Here is an 18,610-nt window from a genome sequence, read left to right on the forward strand (position 1 = left end):
TTCCTACATTCTGTCCACGGTTCCAATTCCCAGTAAGGAGAGCCCTTTTTTAATGGTTTTTCCGGTCAAAGAGGATAGTTCCAAGCGAAATTGTTTGGCGTTTTCATCCGGCTGGTTCAAAATAGGATTGTTTTGGTAAAACGAGTTGTATGATTTCACCAGATCATAAACATAATTTGCAACCAATGCTGGAGATAGGGTTTCGGCGGATTTTGAAACAACTTGTTTGAAATTGGAAAGGTTCATCACCAATTCCTTTTCGGAATCGTTTAGTTCATGCGTTGATAATGGCTTTTCCACAAAATTTGCTTTTGCTAGCAAAGATTGAATTCTGGCATAAGTGTATTGTATGAAAGGTCCGGTATTTCCATTGAAATCGATACTTTCTTTGGGATTGAAAAGCATTTTTTTCTTTGGGTCCACTTTTAGCATAAAATACTTTAATGCTCCCAATCCGACGGTTTCATAAGATTTCTCTTTTTCCACCTCCGAAAGAGTTTCCAGTTTGCCGAGTTCCTTTGCCTTTTCTTTGGCGGTTTCGTACATTTCCTGCATCAAATCGTCTGCATCTACTACTGTTCCTTCGCGGGATTTCATTTTCCCTTCAGGAAGTTCCACCATTCCGTAGGAAAGGTGATAAAGGTTTTCGGCCCAATGATAGCCAAGTTTTTTCAGGATTTTAAACAGGACGTCGAAATGATAATCCTGTTCGTTTCCGACGGTGTAAATAAGCTTTTGAATATCATTGTCTTTAAAGCGTTCCACTGCTGTTCCCAAGTCCTGAGTCATATACACTGAAGTTCCATCGGATCGCAGCAAAAGTTTTTGATCCAAACCTTCCTCGGTAAGATCGCACCAAACAGAGCCATCATCTTTTTGGAAAAGGATGCCCTTGATCAAACCTTCCTGAATCAGGTCTTTACCTAAAATATAGGTATTGCTTTCATATTGCACCTGATCGAAATCTACGCCTAATCGCTTGTAGGTTTCGCCAAATCCTTCATAGACCCAGGAATTCATCTCATTCCACAGATTTCTTACTTTTTCATCTCCTTTTTCCCAATCGAGGAGCATTTTTTGGGCTTCCAGAATAATGGGGGCGTTTTTTTTTGCCTCCTCTTCGGTTTGCCCGGTAAGGATGAGTTCCTTTATTTGTGCTTTATAGTTCTTGTCGAATTCCACATAGTAATTTCCAACAAACTTGTCACCTTTTGTATTGGTGGTTTGCGGTGTTTCGCCATTTCCAAATTTTTCCCAGGCGAGCATTGATTTGCAGATATGGATTCCTCGATCATTGATAATTTGGGTTTTGATCACATTGTATCCATCTTCCTTTAAAATCTGGGAGACAGAATAACCCAATAGATTATTTCGAATATGTCCCAAGTGCAATGGTTTGTTGGTGTTTGGGGAAGAGTATTCTACCATGACGGTTTCGTCTTTTTTGACGATCTTGTCGAAATTTTCTTTGGTACCGTTGAAATTTGCCAGAAAGAATTCGTTTTTAATTTTGAGGTTAAGGAATCCTTTTAGGACGGTGTAACTTTCTACGAAATCGGTCTGGGTTTCTAAGGCATCGCCCAGTTCTACTGCAATGAGGTCCGGACTTTTTTTCAAAACTTTCACTAATGGAAAGGTGACAATAGTGAAGTCGCCATCATGATCTGGGTTTGTTTCCTGGACCTCTAGCTGCACTTTTTTTGGATCATTCTGGTCATCTAGTTGATATAGGGACTGAACGATTTCGGTGAGTTTATGATGTATGGTTTCTTTGATATTCATCGGTTAATTTTGAATTACAAATATACGTAAATAAAAAAACCACTCCGAGGAGTGGCTTCTATGAAATTATACTAATTTGATTAGTTTTTGTCCCAGAAAACTTTGGTAGTAAGTTTGTCACCACCAATTGCTGCTGATCCCGCAGCATAATTACCAGGGTTAGTAGATTGTTCAGAAACTGGATATTTCAAACGAACTGGTACTTTCCCTTCTGCTTCAGCAACTGCATTTGTAGCTGGCAGCAATACTGGGAAGTCTAATCTTCTCCAGAAATTGAAACTTGCTAATGGTTGATCATACATTGCTACCCAAGCTTGCTCACCGATTGATTTCTTCCAGTTTGCGGCATCGTATGGATGCGCAGCTAGATAAGTAGCTGCTTCGGCAGTGGTTTTACCCCATTGTTTAAATGATGCCGTAACCGCAGCTGCGTAATTGGTAGCAGGATCACCCCCGATTCCCCATCTTGCAGAAGCTTCAGCAATGTAAAATGCAATTTCTGTAGAATTCAAAAGTATTCCTGGAGTCGTTTGTACATAAGCAAAGGTTCCTGGCAAAGAGTTCACCGTTGCTGGTGATTTTTCTCCAATTGCACCACCTACATAATCCCCATTAATTTTTTGGAAATATTGGTCGATTCTTGGATCGCTGCTATTTTTTAAGTAGTTAACGAATGGTCTTCCTGCAACATAATCGGTACGGTTACTAGCAACCAGGTTTGTATATAACTGGCTGTAGTTTGGTGACGTTAAATATGGAAGTACGCAATCATCTGCACTTGACATAATTGCCCCACCAGTAATTCCGGCTTGAATTGTTGATTGAGCTAATGCTGGATCTGAATCCGCCAATGCAATACCAAGCTTAATTAACAAAGAGTTACCAAATTTTTTCCATTTTGCAACGTTTCCATTATAGATTTTTTCACCAGATGAAAAACTCTTTCCGGAAGCATCTAAATTGGCAATATTTGTTTTAGTTCTTGCAATTAGATCTGCATAGATATCTTTCCCAGAGTCATATTTTGGAAGTGGGAACATATCGATATCTAAAGATTCTTTGTAAGGTACATCACCGTGAGTGTCTACCAAAATCTGATAAGTGTACACTTGTAGAAGATCAACAATTGCAAGCTGATTTCGCATTGTATTTGGCCAAGTTGCCGCTTCTGCTGCAGTGGGTTTGTACGCTTTAATCAACTTTTTCGCTTGGTCCAAATTCTTCAATGTACGAACGTATAAATAAAGCCACACGTTATTTGCAACGTTTCTTGTGGAGAAATCGTACTGGCTTTCATCCAAATAAGTGGTTTCTTGCCAATATTGCATTGTTAAACGGAAGTTATTGATGTTTACGTTAGGAGTAGTTACATAATCCGTTAACTGTTTTTCCGCATATGTCACTAGTGTTGATGGAACAGTGGTGTAGTAACTGTTCGGGTCTGTATTAATCTCAGACATGGATTCCCTGCCGCAAGACTGCAGTAAAGATACCAATAAGATTGATGCTAATATTTTTTTCATTTTTTTTTAATTAAAAGTTAAGTCTAACGTTGAATGAAATTGTTCTTGTCGTAGGAAGTACACTGGTTTGGTATCCCTGAACGTTACCTGCACTTAAACCAGATTCAGGATCTGCATAAGGAACATGTTTTTTGATGATCCAAAGGTTGTTTCCAATCAAGCTAAATGATGCACCTTGAATAAAAGTAGAAGCAAGGAACTTTTTAGGCATAGTGTATGTCAAAGCAACCTCTCTCAATTTCACATAAGAAGCGTCATAGACAAACTGTGAAGCTGGATAAACGCTATAACCCATTGCACCGAAAGATTCTGCATCAAGTCTGATATTGTTTGGCGTACCATTAGCTAAAACACCTGGCAAAATTAGACCACCTCCATCTGCAAGTGAGTTTCTTACTGGATTTCCAAGGTCATTTAAAAATACAGTTTCCGGGTAAAGACCTGTTGCTTGTCCGTAATATTGGTCAAGTGAGAATAGTTGTCCTCCCTGTTTTACATCGATTTGGAATGAAAGTGCAAAGTCTTTATAAGACACCCTGTTGGTAACACTTCCGATCCAGTCTGCCTGCATATTTCCGATTTTTGAGTTAGTGTTTGACAAAGCGTATTTTCCGTTTGAAGCAATAATCTTATTTCCATTGGCATCATAAATAAAATCTGACCCTTTGATCGTTCCATAATCATCATCCAAAGATGCATTGATGGTAACCCCACCTTGGAAAGATCCTAAGGTAATGTTTTCAACACCTGAAGCTAGCTCGGTAACTTTTGATCTTGGATTTGACCAGTTCATATCGAGGCCCCAAGTAAAGTCTGTAGTTTTGATTGGAACTAGGTTTAAAGCAACTTCGAAACCTTGAGATCTCATATTACCAACATTTTGGAATTTGAATCCTACTCCAGATGCATAAGTTACAGGAAGAGCTAGGATTTGATTATAGGTGTCATTTTTAAACCATCCAGCATCAATTCCAATTCTGTTTTTGAAGAATTGCAAATTGATACCCGCCTCTAAAGACTTGGTCTTTTCAGGTTTTAATTCAGGATTTTTAGCTGTGGTGTTGTAAACATAGGTTGGTGACCCAAACGCTGTAGTTACACCATAAGTATTCTGCAATTGGTTTGCACCGGTATCACTACCAACGATTGCGTAAGAACCACGGATCTTACCGAAATTAAGTACAGAATCTTTTAAGAAATCCCAATTTGAAATCACAACACTTCCAGAAATCGAAGGATACCAATAAGTGTTGTTTTCGATAGGCAATGCTGTAGAAACGTCTCTTCTGATTGATCCTTCTAAGAAATAAGTATCATAGAAGCCTAACGAAGCCTGAGCAAAAAGACCATAGATTCTCTTCTCAGTATCTGTGATCAAAGGTGCATTCGGAGCAGCAGCACTGTTTGAGACTGAATAAACTCCAGGAATAAATAATCCACCTTGAGTTCCTTGTGAATTGGAGTATAATTTTTGGATATTGATGTTCGTACCAAGCAATCCGGTGAAAGTGATATTTTCTGAGAAAGTATCTTTGTAAGTTCCAATGAAGTCGAAGTTTTCTTCATTTCTTCTTTGGTTTGTCACTGCGTATCCTGATGGTTGGTTACCTGTTGCTGGTCCAATGGACATGGCGTCTGGTAATGAGCCAACAGCTCTTCTCTCATCAATCATGTAGTTAAAACCGTCATGAGATACTCTACCCAATAGATTGATTTTGTTGGTCACATCATAGCTTAAACTGAAGTTTCCTGCAAACCTTTGTCTTTGGTCCGAAATGTAGTTTTCATAAAGACGGAAATATGGGTTATCCCAATACAATGGAGCTGTATTTGAAGGAGATTGCATGTTCCAAGAGTTGTTTGCTTTATTCATGAAATAAAGATCTCTTTGATCATACATATCAACGTTGGTTGCCCACCATTGTCTGAAGTTACCCATCACACCGTGATAACCGGTTGGGTTTTTACCTACTGTTTCCTGAACAACGTATGTTGCATATAGGTTTGCAGTTAAATTATCCGCAATCTTGTAGGAAGCGTTACCGGTAACACTATTTTTGTCCAATCTAGAGTTTGGCAAAATGTCATTTCCTTGAACGTTTTGATAAGACAAACGGAAAGAAGAAACATCATTAGCCTTAGAAACTGACACGGAATTATTAAAACTAAATGCCTTTTCAAACAAATAAGATGGATCGTGAGCAGCTTTTACCCAAGGCGTTGCTTTCCCAAAATCTTTTGATCCCGGAATGAAGGCGGTATATTGCCAAACCATCAAATTAGGGTCATAAGCTGCACCATAGGAAGCATCTTCGTACAACGGTGCTAAAGGTTGCCCTTGATAAGCATCGAAAAAGTCATTTGGAGCATATCCATATCCTCTACCGTAACCTTGTCCGTATTTGTCTTGATATTTTGCAAAAGTGTCCTTATTAATTTCAGTAAACGAAATAGATGATGAGAAGTCAAGGTCTAATTTATTAGATCTTTTCCCTTTTTTCGTAGTGATAATAATCGCACCGTTTGATGCACGCGAACCGTAAAGTGCGGTTGCAGCAGCACCTTTCAAGACGTTGATTTCTGCAATGTCTTCAGGGTTGATATCGGAAATAGTGTTTCCAGTATCTACCGCCAATCCCGATGTATTAATGCTCGTATAAGAGTTAATCATCGGTGCACCATCCACAACGAACAACACGGAGTTGTTACCTGTCATTGAACGGTAACCTCTAAGCGTGATGTCAACTGACCCACCGATGTTACCACTGCTCTTAACGTTAAGGCCAGCTACTTTACCAGAAAGGTTGCTACTGAAGTTCGCAGTTGGCGTTTTTGTTACGTCATCAGCTTTAATACTTTGAGTTGCATAACCCAAAGATTTACTTGCTCTTTTAATACCGAGTGCTGTCACTACAACGCCTTCGATATCTGTTCTAGCAGTGTCTTTCTGTGCATTTACCAAAGCAAATGACGAAGTCAAAACTACAGCTAAAACGCTTGTTGTTAATTTCTTCATATCAAATTAAATTTTTTCATTGTCACAAATGTGCAAAACTTTATTAATATGACCAAATTTTTTGTTAAATATTTCTTAATAAATTTGCAACGTTAAATTAATCATAATTTCAATTCCTGATTTAATCCAATTTTTGTGGAATTATTAAAAAACTTGACCAATCTTTATGTTGAAGCAGGTTGTGATGAAGTCGGCAGAGGTTGTCTGTCCGGCCCAGTCGTAGCTGCAGCGGTGATTTTAGACGAAGATTTTAAGCAAAATTTGGTTAATGATTCTAAAAAATTAACCTTCAAAACCAGAATGGAGCTGGATCCCTACATAAGAGAGCACGTCAGAGACTACGCAATTGCTGAGCTGCCACCCAAATTTATCGATGAACACAACATTCTCAATGCGAGTATTCACGCCATGCATTTGGCGCTGGATCAATTGGTCGTGCGCCCGGAACTGATTCTGGTAGATGGAAACCGATTTGCCGCTTATCCGTTTATTCCGCATCGATGTATTGTGAAAGGAGACTCCAAATTGCTCTCAATCGCTTGTGCATCCATTTTGGCAAAAAATTACCGGGACAAAATAATGATTGCCTTGCACGAGGAATTTCCCCAGTATGGTTGGAATAAAAATATGGGTTATGCAACCAAGCAGCATCGGGAAGCACTAAATGAACACGGACCCACCATCCACCATCGAAGGTCCTTCCGTCTTTCCTATTAAAATGTTGCAGAATATATTGATAAAAAAACGGAAGTCAAATCTTCCGTTTTTTTGCATATAAATAAGGTATATTATTTTTTCTTGCCCTTTGCAGCTTGCTGTTGTTGCATTTTCTGCTGTTCCTGGGCTTTCTCCATCATTTCGCGCATTCTTTTTTGGAATTTTCCTTCAGGTTTTGGCTCTTTTTGTTTATTTGCCTGAATCTGTGCGTGGATTTTTTTCTCGTCCAAAATCCAGTAATTAATAACCAAGATGATAAGGATGTTGATGGCGTTGGAAACAAAATAATACCAAGAAAGTCCTGAAGCCGAAGTGTTTAAGAAAAACAGGAACGTCACAGGGAAAATATACATCAGCACTTTCATGTTCGGCATTCCGGGCTGAGTCGGTTGCTGGATGTTTCCTGCAGTCATGATGGTATAAATCAAAATTACCGCGGTACAGGCAATTGCAAAAATACTCAGGTGGTCCTGCAAAAACGGAATGTGAAAAGGCAGCTTGATGACATCATCATAAGCAGTGAGGTCTTTCGCGAACCAGAAACTTTTCCCCCTCAAATCAATCATATTCGGGAAGAACCTGAACAATGCGTAGAAAATCGGCACTTGGAGTAGTCCCGGTAAACATCCCGCCATTTGATTCACACCTGCTTTCCGGTAAACTGCCATGGTTTCCTGTTGGCGCTTCATAGGATCCGCGTCTTTGTATTTGGTGTTGACCTCATCGATTTCCGGACGGATTACCCGCATCATCGCGCTGAGCTTATGCTGTTTAAACATCACCGGCGACAAGATGATTTTCACAAAAATCGTCATCAGGAAAATCACCCAACCTGCTGCGATTCCCCAACTGGAGATGAAATTGTACATTGGGATGAAAAACCACCGGTTCATCGTTCCAATAAATGACCAACCCAAAGGAAGAAGCTCATCAAAATTCTTTCCTTCATAGGATTTCAATAATTGCAAATCCAAAGGCATGAAATACCATTTGAAATTCTGGTTCAGTTCGTTCCCTGCCAAAGCAACCTGTCCGTCAAAGTTGAATTTCTTAAGGTATTCGCCCTCTTCAACCATTTCCTGGCTTCCTTTAGAGTTCTTAAAACCATTTTGCGGTTCGATGACTGCGCTGAAAAACTGTTGCTTGATTGCAAGCCAATTCAAAGTTTCGCTGGCTTCGTCCATAGTGGTTCTTCCATCGTAATCGAAACTCTTATAATTGTTGAAAGTATAATTAAACTCGGTATGGGTCTGCTCCTGTGAACGGCCTTTTTCCTGCCCACGAACATTGTAATCCCAAATAAAATTTGCTTTTTGGTCTTGGATCAACTGTGATAAACCTTGTGTTTTCACATCAAAATCAACCGTGTACTTGTCTAGAAGGGTATAGGTGAACTGAATGATCGCACCATTCACATTGGCCTGCATGGTCACAGAATTGCCTTTTTGGCTTGGGGAGAAAACCAAATCTTTGGTGCTGAAGACTTTTCCCGTTTTATCTTTAAACTGAAAACCGTATGCGGAATTATTTTTGTCTAATAGCAATAGCGGTTTGTCGTTTTTGTCTGCCGGTTTGTCGTATGCTTTATACTCGTTCAGCTGCACCGTGGAAATTTGACCTCCCAAAGTAGAAATACCCAAAGTCAACTCTTTGTTTTTCAGCTCGATGCTTTGTATCGATGTTGTTTTCACGCTGTCATTCAGATTTGTGGCAATTGCCGGTTTTGCGGGATTCTGCTGAACTGTTTGCGTAACTTTTGCGCTGTTTTCACCCTCTTTTAATTGCTCTTCGTTTTGCTGCTTATTCTGAAAATAAAACATAAAACCGATTAAAAGCATGGAGAACAAAGCGAAACTGATGAGTTGATTCTTATCTAAACCGTTATTTTGCTGCATTTCTTATTTTTAAAAGTTTTGGCATTTCTGTCAAATGGCAGATTTGAAACTTCACTTGGATGACCATTTTCCAATTTGGATGGTCTGAATTTTTCAAACTTTATGCCCAATTATTTTGGCTGACAAAAATACTGATTTTTTTAGAAAGCCCTTACTTTTTGTGATTAAATAAAAAAGTCCGTCGCGAAACGGACTGAGCAATTATTTTCTTGTGGAAGCTTTTATAAATGCCTTAAAAAGAGGATGCGGTGTTGCCACGGTACTTTTGTATTCCGGATGGTATTGAACACCGATGTAGAATGGATGGTTTTTCAATTCCAAAGTTTCCACCAATCCGGTTTCGGGATTGAACCCGGTCGGAATAAGTCCATTCTTTTCAAAATCTTCCTGGAAATCTGAATTGAATTCGTACCGGTGACGATGTCTTTCGGAAATATTTTTTGTGCCGTAAATCTCTGCAAGTTTTGAACCTGGTTTTAGGGTGCACTTCCAGGCTCCAAGTCGCATCGTTCCGCCTTTATCCACCACATTTTTTTGTTCTTCCATTAATGAAATGACCGGTTCCGGCGTGGAAGTGTCGAATTCCATAGAATTGGCTTTCGTCATTCCTAAAACGTTTCGGGCAAATTCAATGGTCATAATCTGCATTCCGAGGCAAATCCCGAGAAGTGGAATATTGTTCTCCCGCGCATATTTTGCGGCTTGGATTTTTCCTTCGATTCCGCGGTCGCCAAATCCCGGTGCAATCAGCATTCCATCTATTCCTTTGAAAGTTTCTTCCAGGTTGTCATTGTTCACATCGCCACTGTAAACCCATCTGATTTTCACTTCGGTTTCCAGATTTGCACCGGCGTGGATGAAAGCCTCTGCAATTGATTTATAAGAATCCTGCAGCGAAACATATTTTCCGACAAGCGCGATTTCCACTTTTCTTTTTGGATGCTGATATTTTTTAAGGAAGTTTTTCCATTCTTTCAGATCGGCCTGTTTGTCTGATTTCAGGTCCAATTCTTTCAAAACCACATCGTCAAAATGTTGTTTTTGAAGATAAATCGGAACTTCATAAATGGTGTCCAAATCTTTACATTCAATGACGTTTTCCAAAGGAACATTGCAGAATTGTGCCAGTTTTGCCCGCTGTTCTTTAGGAATGTTGTATTCTGTGCGGCACACCAAAACATCTGCCTGGATACCGCTTTCCATCAATTGACGCACAGAATGTTGCGATGGTTTTGTTTTCAGTTCACCGCTTGATGCCAAATAGGGAAGTAGTGTGAGGTGGATCACCATGGAGTTGTTTTCGCCCAGTTCCCATTTCAGTTGACGAACCGATTCTATGTATGGAAGTGACTCGATGTCGCCCACGGTCCCGCCAATTTCGGTGATGATAATGTCGAAATCTTTTTTCGCTAAAATTTTAATTCTTCGCTTGATCTCATTGGTGATATGGGGGATCACTTGAACGGTTTTTCCCAAGAAATCACCTTTTCGCTCCTTTTCAATAACGCTTTGGTAGATTCTTCCGGTGGTGACATTGTTGTTTTGTGAAGTTTGGGAATCCAGAAATCGCTCGTAATGCCCTAAATCCAAATCGGTTTCCGCACCGTCTTCCGTCACGTAACATTCGCCGTGCTCATAAGGGTTTAAAGTTCCGGGATCAATATTGATATAGGGATCGAGTTTTTGGATGGTGACTTTGTAACCTCGGGATTTCAGTAGCAAACCGAGGGATGCCGAAACGATTCCCTTGCCCAAAGATGAAGTAACACCTCCCGTCACGAAGATGTATTTGGTGTTCTTTTTACTCATTAGATTAGGTTTGTGCAAAGTTAGCGTAAAAACTTTAACACCGCAATCACATCAAAAAAATAAGAAATTTTGATGAGTGATCTGCTGATTTATTTCATGATTCCGCTATGAGTTTTGTCATTCATTCTTAGCGGTAATACCTTTAACTTTGACATAGAATTTAAGTCGAAAGAATAGAAAAAATAAGTGAAAATAATTTTAAAATATAAAAAAATGAAAAACTCATTCAAATGGATTCTGGCCTTTTTTGCCATGATCATGTTCGGATTCATAAATGCCCAAAACATCAGCGGTAAATCCACAAAAGTTGTAGTGGACGGTACCTCTCCAATGCACGACTGGACCATGACTTCATCAGCAGCGACTTTTGTAGGAACGGTAAGTGGAAACGCAATTACCAATGTGAAGTTCACGATGCCTGCGAAAAATTTGGTAAGTACTAAAGGAAAAATGATGGATAATAAGGCGTATGGCGCTCTTAAAGCGGATAAACACCCAAACATCACCTTCACTGCAGCCTCTCTACCTGTAGGAAAAGGTAATTTATCAGGAAAACTGAGCATCGCAGGAGTTACTAAAGAGGTTACCTTTCCGGTCAATGTGGTGAAAAATGGTAATTCTTATCAAATCACAGGTAATGAAGAGATAAAACTTTCAGAATTTGGAATGGAAAGACCAGGATTTCTTGGAGTTAAAACCGGTGATGAAATTAAAGTGACCGTCAATATCGTAGCGAACTAACACGAATAAATATATATCAGTGAAACCAGCCAAATTTTTGAAACGGCTGGTTTTTTTTTGATTATTTATTTTAAAAATGATGTCGCCAAAAATTCATTTTTGCGGCACAAATTTTCGTAATTTGCACCATCAATCATCATTCATCAATTTTTAATCCCGAAGATTCGGGAATCCCTTTTAAACTTTGGCAAAACTTAAAACAGCATATTTATGTCAGAATTGTGGAACGCAGTATCCGCAATGGCTTGGTCAGTGCAAAAACTGCGGGCAATGGAATACTTTAGTGGAAGAAATCGTGGATAAATCTGCGGTGAAAAGTTATTCCCACAAATCCAAGCAGCATATCATCAACATCATCGAAGTGGAAACCAACGAAGAGGCGAGGATCCAAACGCCTTCCGAAGAATTGAACCGAGTCCTGGGTGGTGGGATTGTTTTGGGTTCGGTCACATTGATTGGTGGCGAACCGGGAATCGGCAAATCCACGCTTTTGCTTCAGTTGGCATTGAAAATGAAGAAGAAAATCCTCTATGTTTCTGGAGAAGAAAGCGCATCGCAAATCAAGATGAGAGCCGACCGACTTACCGAACTCCAAAATCCAAACTGCTACCTTTTTACCGAAACTTCTGTTGAAAAAATCCTCCACGAAGCCCAAAAACTAAATCCGGATTTCATCATCATTGATTCCATTCAAACGCTTCAAAGCCAGCTGATTGAAAGTTCACCGGGAACGGTTTCCCAGATCCGGGAATGTTCCAATGAAATCATCAAGTTCGCGAAGGAAAAAAACACTCCGGTTTTTCTGGTGGGGCACATCACGAAGGACGGACAAATTGCCGGTCCAAAAGTTTTGGAACACATGGTGGATGTTGTTTTGAATTTCGATGGTGATCGGAATCACCTTTTCCGCTTGCTTCGAGCCAACAAAAATCGTTTCGGTTCAACTTCAGAAATTGGGATTTATGAAATGATTTCCCAAGGTTTGAAAGAGATTAAGAATCCGTCAGAAATCCTGATCACCAAAAAGATGGAAGAACTTTCCGGTAATTCCGTAGCGGTCATTTTGGAAGGAAACCGCCCCATGTTGATCGAAATCCAGGCACTGGTGAGTTCCGCAGTTTACGGTACGCCGCAGAGAAGCTGTACCGGTTTCGATTCCAAAAGATTAAATATGCTTTTGGCGGTGCTGGAAAAACGCGCTGGATTCCAATTAGGTGCAAAGGACGTTTTCCTGAATATTACAGGCGGAATCAAAACCGACGATCCCGCGCTGGATTTGGCGGTGGTTGCTTCCGTGCTTTCCTCGAATGAAGATGTGGCGATTCCAGAACATTTTTGTTTTGCCGGGGAAATCGGTTTGAGTGGGGAAATTCGTCCGGTTCCGCAAATCGAACAGCGGATTTCGGAAGCCGAAAAATTAGGTTATGAAAAAATTTTTATTTCCAATTTGAATAAAATACCGAAAAGAAAGTTTGGAATTACCATTGTTGAAGTGAGTAAGATTGAGGATTTCCATGAAAGCGTTGTTAGCGCTTAAAGCGCTAACAACGCTGGTCCCACAGTGACAAAGACACTAAATAACACCGATATGAAAAAACATGTCTATCCATTAGAGCCGGATAATTTCTATCATGTTTTCAACCAAGGAATTGATGGCTGCAAAATTTTCTTCGATGATGAGAATTATGACTATTTTCTGAAATTATTGGAGAACAAGATTCACTCTGTTGCGGAACTGTATTGCTATTGTCTTTTGCCCCATCATTTTCATTTACTTTTGAAGGTAAGACCGGCAAAGGAGATCCGAAAAAAAATCGAGGAAAAGGAAGACGTTGGAATAACACAAATTATAAGCAAGCAATTTTCAAATTTCTTTAACAGTTACAGCCAGGCAATCAACAAGAAATATCACAGAACCGGCAAACTTTTTGAGCAGCCGTTTCGGAGAATAATTCAGGAATCGGACCAGCAATTGATGAGAACGGTGTATTATATCCACAACAATCCGAGAAAACATAATTTGCACGACGATATTTTTGAATACCCCTATTCTTCTTTGTCGCAAATTTGCAATCGCAGTTGCGGTCGTATCGATTCTTTGAAAACGATTCAATTATTTGGAGATTTTGAACATTTTGAAAAAATTCACTCTGCTTGAAGCGTTGTTAGCGCTTGAAGCGCTAACAACGCTCCCCCACCAAAAATGAACTTCCTAGCCCATTCCTACCTCACTTTTTCAGACGAGCAGATTGTCGGTCAGTTTCTGGAAGATTTTATCAGAAATAGCGATCGGTTTTTATTTCCCGAAAAAATTCAGCAGGGAATTACCCTTCATCGTGAAATTGATACCTTCACCGATTCGCATCCGGCAATTTCAGAAGCGAAGAAGATTTTTTCACCGATTGTCCGGCTCTATTCCGGTGCATTTGTGGATGTGAGTTTTGATTATTTTTTGGCGAACGCTCTGCCCGAAAAAGCTCTCCGCGAACATTCCCAAAAAGTATATGCAGCGCTAAGAAAAAATCAGGAAATATTGCCGCGCAATCTGATTTTGATGCTGGAAAAGATGCAGAAAGAAGATTGGCTTTTCAATTACCACGAAGATTGGGGAATCCGGTTTTCAATTCAGAATGTCTTGAACAAGGCGAAATATTTGGAAAAAGATTTGCCCGTGTTCGATGTTTTCCTCAACAACAAGCCTGAATTACAAAAATATTTCGAAGTTTTCTTCCCGGATCTTTTAAAACATGTCGCTAAAATCAATTCGGAATTTCAGAAGTTTTTATAAAGATATCGATTCGGATAATTGAGCCGGTCACTTTGCCTCTTTCCTCCCACGATGATGTGGACGATATTCATTTGATCGTCAAACAGGTTATAGAGCATGCTCACAGCAGTTTCCACTTTTTTCGGCTGACTTAATGGTTCGCTTTCCAAATAAATATTGACCGATTCGCTGTCTTCCTCGTAACCCAGATAATGGATTTTCAAATATTTATTGTCGGTTTTCAACTTTAAATATTCGGCGCAATATTTTGCGAGCAATTCATTGATTTGTGGTTTGAACCTGTCGTCGTTAAAATGAACCGCCTTTCCGTATTTTTCTTTTAAGGCATTTTCCAGATCATCTAGAAAGAATTTCCCGGAAATCTCGAAAGTTTTCGATTTGGAATTATAGTTAAATTCCACCGATCCCACGTGGTAGGGATGGATTTCTTTGGCGGAAGAAAACAGGAAAAAGAAAAAAGAGAACAGGAAGAGAAACTTTTTCATGGGTTTAATAAATGTTGTGTTTTTTCCAAGGTGTTTTCATGCACAACGAATTCTGTTTCAACAGTATTCCGGTCTCGAAAATATGCGCTCACAAGTCATCACCGCAATTTTAGACAAAGTTAAAATATTATTTGTATTATCGCTGTTTCAAAAATTCAGCCAAATGCAGGACTTTCTTTTTTACCTTAACCTCGGTTGGGAACACATCATTTCACTAGACGCGTTGGACCACCAACTTTTTATTTTGGCGTTGGTTGCCGTTTATGCCTTTAAAGACTGGAAAAAAGTCCTGATTTTGGTGACTGCCTTCACGATCGGACACTCCATTACTTTGGCTTTAAGTGTCTTGGAGGTTTTCAAAATTTCCTCCGACTGGGTAGAATTCCTGATTCCTTTAACCATCGTCATTACAGCTCTCGACAATATTATTTTTAAAGGCAATCAATCTAAACTGATGAGGATCAATTATTTTCTGGCTTTGTTTTTCGGTTTGATCCACGGAATGGGATTTGCCAATACGGCCAGAATGATGCTGGCTAAAGAACAGTCGCTTTTTGTTCCGCTTTTGGGATTCAATCTTGGTCTGGAACTGGGACAAATTGTTGTGGTTCTGGCATTTCTGGTTGCGCTTTTTATTTTTAGCAATCTTTTTAAAGTCGCCCGAAAAGACTGGATTATGTTTGTCTCCTCAGCAGTTTTTGCACTTGCTTTAAAGATGACCATTGAGCGTATTCCATTTGAGATTGGAAATATATTTAATTTTATGTAACAAATCATCTTATTTTTTGACTATTTTTGAACACTAACATTTTATTGATTCATAATCGGTTTTTCATCATGAAACTAAAATCTATTGCACTTTTTCTTTTTTGTTCCCTATTTGGATTTGCCCAAAACATTCAAAACAACCCGACCGGCAATCACGGAAACAAATTCGAGCAGCTCGGAACTATTTTGCCAACTCCCAATGTGTACAGAACCGCTTCCGGAGCTCCCGGTCATCAGTATTGGCAACAAAGAGCGGATTATGAAATCAATGCTTATCTGGATGAAGAAAAATTAAATCTAAAGGGTTCGGAAACCATTACCTATTACAACAATTCACCCGATGATCTGGAGTATCTGTGGCTTCAATTGGATGAAAACCAGCAATCTAGTATAAAGAACGCAAATTATCAATCACCGTCCACACTTGCGGAATATTCCACCACAGACCGATTGCGGACAACGGATTTACCCGCAAAAGATAACGGTCTTGGTGTAAATATTGAAAAAGTGACCGATGCATCAGGAAAAGCGATTCCTTATTATATCAATAAAACGATGATGAGAATAGATTTGCCAAAAATCTTGAAATCAAAAGAAAAAATCACCTTCAAAATAGAGTGGAATTACAATATTCCTGACCGAATGAAAAACGGCGGCCGCGGTGGTTACGAGTTTTTCCCGGAAGACGGCAATCATCTTTTCACCATGACGCAGTGGTTTCCAAGAATGTGCGTTTATAGCGATTTCAAAGGTTGGCAAAACAACCAATTTACCGGAAGAGGGGAGTTTGCTTTAGCTTTTGGAAATTACAAAGTCACCATGAATGTTCCGGCAGATCACGTGGTGGCAGGAACCGGTGAATGTCAGAATTATTCGCAGGTGCTTTCATCAGCGCAGCTTTCCCGCTACAAACAAGCAGAAAACTCCAGCGAACCGATTGAAATAGTAACTTTGGATGAAGCTAAAAAAGCCGAAAAATCGAAATCGAAAGAAAGAAAGACCTGGATATTCGAAGCGAAGGATGTTCGGGATTTCGCATGGACTTCTTCCAGAAAATTTATTTGGGACGGAATGCGGGTGACCATTCCTGAAAACGGAAACAAAGTAATGGCGATGAGTCTTTACCCAAAAGAAGCGTACGGGCTTTACCGAAAATTTTCCACAAAAGCGGTGGCACACACCATTCTGACCTATTCCGAATACACGATACCATATCCTTATCCGGTGGCGCAATCTGTGGAAGCCGCAAACGGAATGGAATATCCTATGATTTGTTTTAATTTCGGAAGAACGGAGAAAGATGGAACCTATTCCGAAGGAACAAAAAATGGGATGATCGGCGTGATCATCCACGAAGTGGGGCATAACTTTTTCCCCATGATCATCAATTCCGATGAAAGGCAATGGAGCTGGATGGATGAAGGTTTGAATACTTTTGTGGAATACCTCACCGAAGAAAGATGGGACAATAAGTTCCCGTCCAAAAGAGGTCCTGCTCACACGATTGTGGATTATATGAAACTTCCGAAAGACCAACTGGAACCGATAATGACCAATTCCGAAAACATCAATCAGTTTGGTCCAAATGCCTATTCCAAACCGGCAACCGGATTGAATATCCTTCGGGAAACCATTATGGGAAGGGAACTTTTTGACAAAGCATTTAAAACTTATGCCAGAAGATGGGCGTTCAAACATCCGGAACCTGCAGACTTTTTCCGAACCATGAACGATGCAAGTGCTGAAAACCTGGATTGGTTCTGGCGCGGCTGGTTTTATGGAATCGATCCGGTTGACATTGCGATTGATAAAGTTACCGTCGCCGCTCCCGAATTCAATGTGGATCCAAAACCGAGGGAAAGAACTTATACCGTAGATAAACCGCAGGTAAATAGTTTTGAGGATATTTCGAAGATCAGAAATCGTGAAGACAAAAATATCCAATTCTATACCGACGTTGACAAAGAAACCCGAGATTTCTATTGGAGATACGCGCGAGGTTTGGAAAAAGTGGACACCAATAAAAAATACACGGTAAAGTCCGACAATACCGAAAAACCTAGTTCAGCAGATATTGAAAGACTGAAAAACATCCGTGCCTACCAAATCGATTTCAGCAATAAAGGCGGTTTGGTAATGCCGATTATTTTGGAATTCACTTTCGAGGATGGAACAAAACTCAATGACAAAATCCCGGCGCAAATTTGGAGAAAAGACGAAAATAAAGTTTCCAAAACCTATTACTTCGACAAAAAATTGAAATCCATTCAACTGGACCCGATGCGTGAAACTGCCGATATTGACACTTCCAACAATTTCTGGGGCGAAATCGCAGAACCCGTTTCGAAATTCAATGTCTTTAAACAAAAACAGGAAGGTTCCGCAAGAGGCGCAGCAAAAGGGATGGTGAATCCGATGCAGGCGAAGTAAGGACAAGACGGTTCGCATTCCTTAAATGGAAGTTATGGAGCCGGGAGAGATTCGGAAATCTTTCAAACACCGTAAACCTTCCATCGAATTTTAAAATCCTCAGGAGTTCGATTTCATGAATCCCGACGATAATAAGAAAAGTCATTTCAATATCGAAATGACTTTTTTTCTGCCAAAATTTCAGCCTAAAAAATCAAAATCTGCCATTTTTTAACTTCCATCGTGCATCTTTCAACTTTCACTTCCTTTGGCAAACTTTTAGCGAACAAAAAGTCAACTTCAAAAAATTAATTAAAAAATAAATATTATGTCAGTAAACTTCAAACCATTATCAGACAGAGTTTTGGTGGAGCCCAATGCGGCCGAAACAACCACTGCATCAGGAATTATCATTCCGGATACGGCGAAGGAAAAACCACAGGAAGGAACTGTGGTAGCAGTTGGTCCGGGAAAAAAAGACGAACCAACCACCGTGAAAGTGGGTGACAAAGTACTTTATGGGAAATACTCCGGTTCAGAGTTGAAGCTGGATGGGAAAGATTATTTAATTGTCAGAGAAGCAGATCTTTTAGGAATCATTGGCTAAAAGAATCAACCATCAAGAATCAAGAAATTTATAAAATTGAAAATCTAGGCTCTTGTGTCTAGTATCTTAA

The 18,610-nt window shown here is 39.7% G+C and carries 14 protein-coding genes; 8 read left to right on the forward strand and 6 right to left on the reverse strand.

Annotated elements, in window-relative coordinates; translation table 11 throughout:
* Window positions 1-3 precede the first annotated feature (3 nt).
* The 3 genes from argS to ACM44_RS02140 form a co-directional block, all read right to left on the reverse strand.
* Window positions 4-1,782, reverse strand: a complete 1,779-nt coding sequence (argS, locus tag ACM44_RS02130; protein WP_048498461.1) for an arginine--tRNA ligase — start codon at window positions 1,780-1,782, stop codon at window positions 4-6.
* 80 nt (window positions 1,783-1,862) lie between these two features.
* Window positions 1,863-3,305, reverse strand: coding sequence for a SusD/RagB family nutrient-binding outer membrane lipoprotein (locus ACM44_RS02135; RefSeq protein ID WP_048498462.1), 1,443 nt, complete (start codon window positions 3,303-3,305; stop codon window positions 1,863-1,865).
* Between the two features lie 10 nt (window positions 3,306-3,315).
* Entirely contained in the window at window positions 3,316-6,321 is a 3,006-nt protein-coding gene (locus tag ACM44_RS02140; RefSeq protein ID WP_048498463.1) for a SusC/RagA family TonB-linked outer membrane protein, read from the reverse strand.
* A 135-nt stretch (window positions 6,322-6,456) separates the two neighbouring features.
* Between ACM44_RS02140 and ACM44_RS02145 the strand changes: the two genes are divergently transcribed.
* Window positions 6,457-7,038 carry a ribonuclease HII gene (locus tag ACM44_RS02145; protein ID WP_048498464.1) on the forward strand — a complete coding sequence of 194 codons (582 nt, stop codon included), beginning with the start codon at window positions 6,457-6,459 and terminating at the stop codon, window positions 7,036-7,038.
* A gap of 71 nt (window positions 7,039-7,109) precedes the next feature.
* Here the strand turns inward: ACM44_RS02145 and yidC are convergent, their stop codons facing one another.
* Window positions 7,110-8,933 (reverse strand): membrane protein insertase YidC, encoded by a 1,824-nt coding sequence (gene yidC, locus ACM44_RS02150; RefSeq protein ID WP_048498465.1) that lies wholly within the window; start codon window positions 8,931-8,933, stop codon window positions 7,110-7,112.
* Window positions 8,934-9,134: 201 nt separating this feature from the next.
* Window positions 9,135-10,742, reverse strand: a complete 1,608-nt coding sequence (locus tag ACM44_RS02155) for a CTP synthase (RefSeq protein WP_048498466.1) — start codon at window positions 10,740-10,742, stop codon at window positions 9,135-9,137.
* 213 nt (window positions 10,743-10,955) lie between these two features.
* Between ACM44_RS02155 and ACM44_RS02165 the strand changes: the two genes are divergently transcribed.
* The 4 genes from ACM44_RS02165 to ACM44_RS02180 all read left to right on the forward strand — a co-directional run bounded on the left by ACM44_RS02165 (window position 10,956) and on the right by ACM44_RS02180 (window position 14,271).
* Window positions 10,956-11,483, forward strand: coding sequence for a YceI family protein (locus tag ACM44_RS02165; protein ID WP_152669283.1), 528 nt, complete (start codon window positions 10,956-10,958; stop codon window positions 11,481-11,483).
* A 184-nt stretch (window positions 11,484-11,667) separates the two neighbouring features.
* Window positions 11,668-13,020, forward strand: coding sequence for a DNA repair protein RadA (gene radA, locus ACM44_RS02170; protein ID WP_048498469.1), 1,353 nt, complete (start codon window positions 11,668-11,670; stop codon window positions 13,018-13,020).
* A gap of 51 nt (window positions 13,021-13,071) precedes the next feature.
* Window positions 13,072-13,641: a hypothetical protein gene (locus ACM44_RS02175; RefSeq protein WP_048498470.1), complete on the forward strand. Its 570-nt coding sequence runs from the start codon at window positions 13,072-13,074 to the stop codon at window positions 13,639-13,641.
* 45 nt (window positions 13,642-13,686) lie between these two features.
* Complete coding sequence (locus ACM44_RS02180; RefSeq protein WP_048498471.1) at window positions 13,687-14,271, forward strand: acyl carrier protein phosphodiesterase; 585 nt, start codon at window positions 13,687-13,689, stop codon at window positions 14,269-14,271.
* Here ACM44_RS02180 and ACM44_RS02185 read toward each other — a convergent pair.
* Entirely contained in the window at window positions 14,256-14,756 is a 501-nt protein-coding gene (locus ACM44_RS02185; protein ID WP_048498472.1) for a DUF6702 family protein, read from the reverse strand. The genes ACM44_RS02180 and ACM44_RS02185 overlap by 16 nt on opposite strands.
* A 163-nt stretch (window positions 14,757-14,919) precedes the next feature.
* Here ACM44_RS02185 and ACM44_RS02190 point away from each other — a divergent pair, with 163 nt between their 5' ends.
* The 3 genes from ACM44_RS02190 to ACM44_RS02200 all read left to right on the forward strand — a co-directional run bounded on the left by ACM44_RS02190 (window position 14,920) and on the right by ACM44_RS02200 (window position 18,540).
* Window positions 14,920-15,525 carry a HupE/UreJ family protein gene (locus tag ACM44_RS02190; RefSeq protein WP_048498574.1) on the forward strand — a complete coding sequence of 202 codons (606 nt, stop codon included), beginning with the start codon at window positions 14,920-14,922 and terminating at the stop codon, window positions 15,523-15,525.
* Between the two features lie 68 nt (window positions 15,526-15,593).
* Window positions 15,594-17,954 (forward strand): M1 family metallopeptidase, encoded by a 2,361-nt coding sequence (locus ACM44_RS02195; protein WP_048498473.1) that lies wholly within the window; start codon window positions 15,594-15,596, stop codon window positions 17,952-17,954.
* A gap of 307 nt (window positions 17,955-18,261) precedes the next feature.
* Window positions 18,262-18,540 carry a co-chaperone GroES gene (locus ACM44_RS02200; RefSeq protein WP_048498474.1) on the forward strand — a complete coding sequence of 93 codons (279 nt, stop codon included), beginning with the start codon at window positions 18,262-18,264 and terminating at the stop codon, window positions 18,538-18,540.
* The last annotated feature ends 70 nt before the right edge of the window (window positions 18,541-18,610 follow it).

Origin of the sequence: Chryseobacterium koreense CCUG 49689 (genome assembly GCF_001045435.1) — a bacterium.
GTDB lineage: Bacteria > Bacteroidota > Bacteroidia > Flavobacteriales > Weeksellaceae > Kaistella > Kaistella koreensis.

Bases quoted from the DNA above. Each gene is read 5' to 3' on its own strand.
- ACM44_RS02175 (WP_048498470.1), top strand. From the start codon at position 13,072: ATGAAAAAACATGTCTATCCATTAGAGCCGGATAATTTCTATCATGTT.
- ACM44_RS02195 (WP_048498473.1), top strand. From the start codon at position 15,594: ATGAAACTAAAATCTATTGCACTTTTTCTTTTTTGTTCCCTATTTGGA.
- yidC (WP_048498465.1), bottom strand. From the start codon at position 8,933: ATGCAGCAAAATAACGGTTTAGATAAGAATCAACTCATCAGTTTCGCT.
- ACM44_RS02135 (WP_048498462.1), bottom strand. From the start codon at position 3,305: ATGAAAAAAATATTAGCATCAATCTTATTGGTATCTTTACTGCAGTCT.
- ACM44_RS02140 (WP_048498463.1), bottom strand. From the start codon at position 6,321: ATGAAGAAATTAACAACAAGCGTTTTAGCTGTAGTTTTGACTTCGTCA.
- ACM44_RS02185 (WP_048498472.1), bottom strand. From the start codon at position 14,756: ATGAAAAAGTTTCTCTTCCTGTTCTCTTTTTTCTTTTTCCTGTTTTCT.
- ACM44_RS02180 (WP_048498471.1), top strand. From the start codon at position 13,687: ATGAACTTCCTAGCCCATTCCTACCTCACTTTTTCAGACGAGCAGATT.
- ACM44_RS02155 (WP_048498466.1), bottom strand. From the start codon at position 10,742: ATGAGTAAAAAGAACACCAAATACATCTTCGTGACGGGAGGTGTTACT.
- ACM44_RS02165 (WP_152669283.1), top strand. From the start codon at position 10,956: ATGAAAAACTCATTCAAATGGATTCTGGCCTTTTTTGCCATGATCATG.
- ACM44_RS02190 (WP_048498574.1), top strand. From the start codon at position 14,920: ATGCAGGACTTTCTTTTTTACCTTAACCTCGGTTGGGAACACATCATT.
- ACM44_RS02200 (WP_048498474.1), top strand. From the start codon at position 18,262: ATGTCAGTAAACTTCAAACCATTATCAGACAGAGTTTTGGTGGAGCCC.
- argS (WP_048498461.1), bottom strand. From the start codon at position 1,782: ATGAATATCAAAGAAACCATACATCATAAACTCACCGAAATCGTTCAG.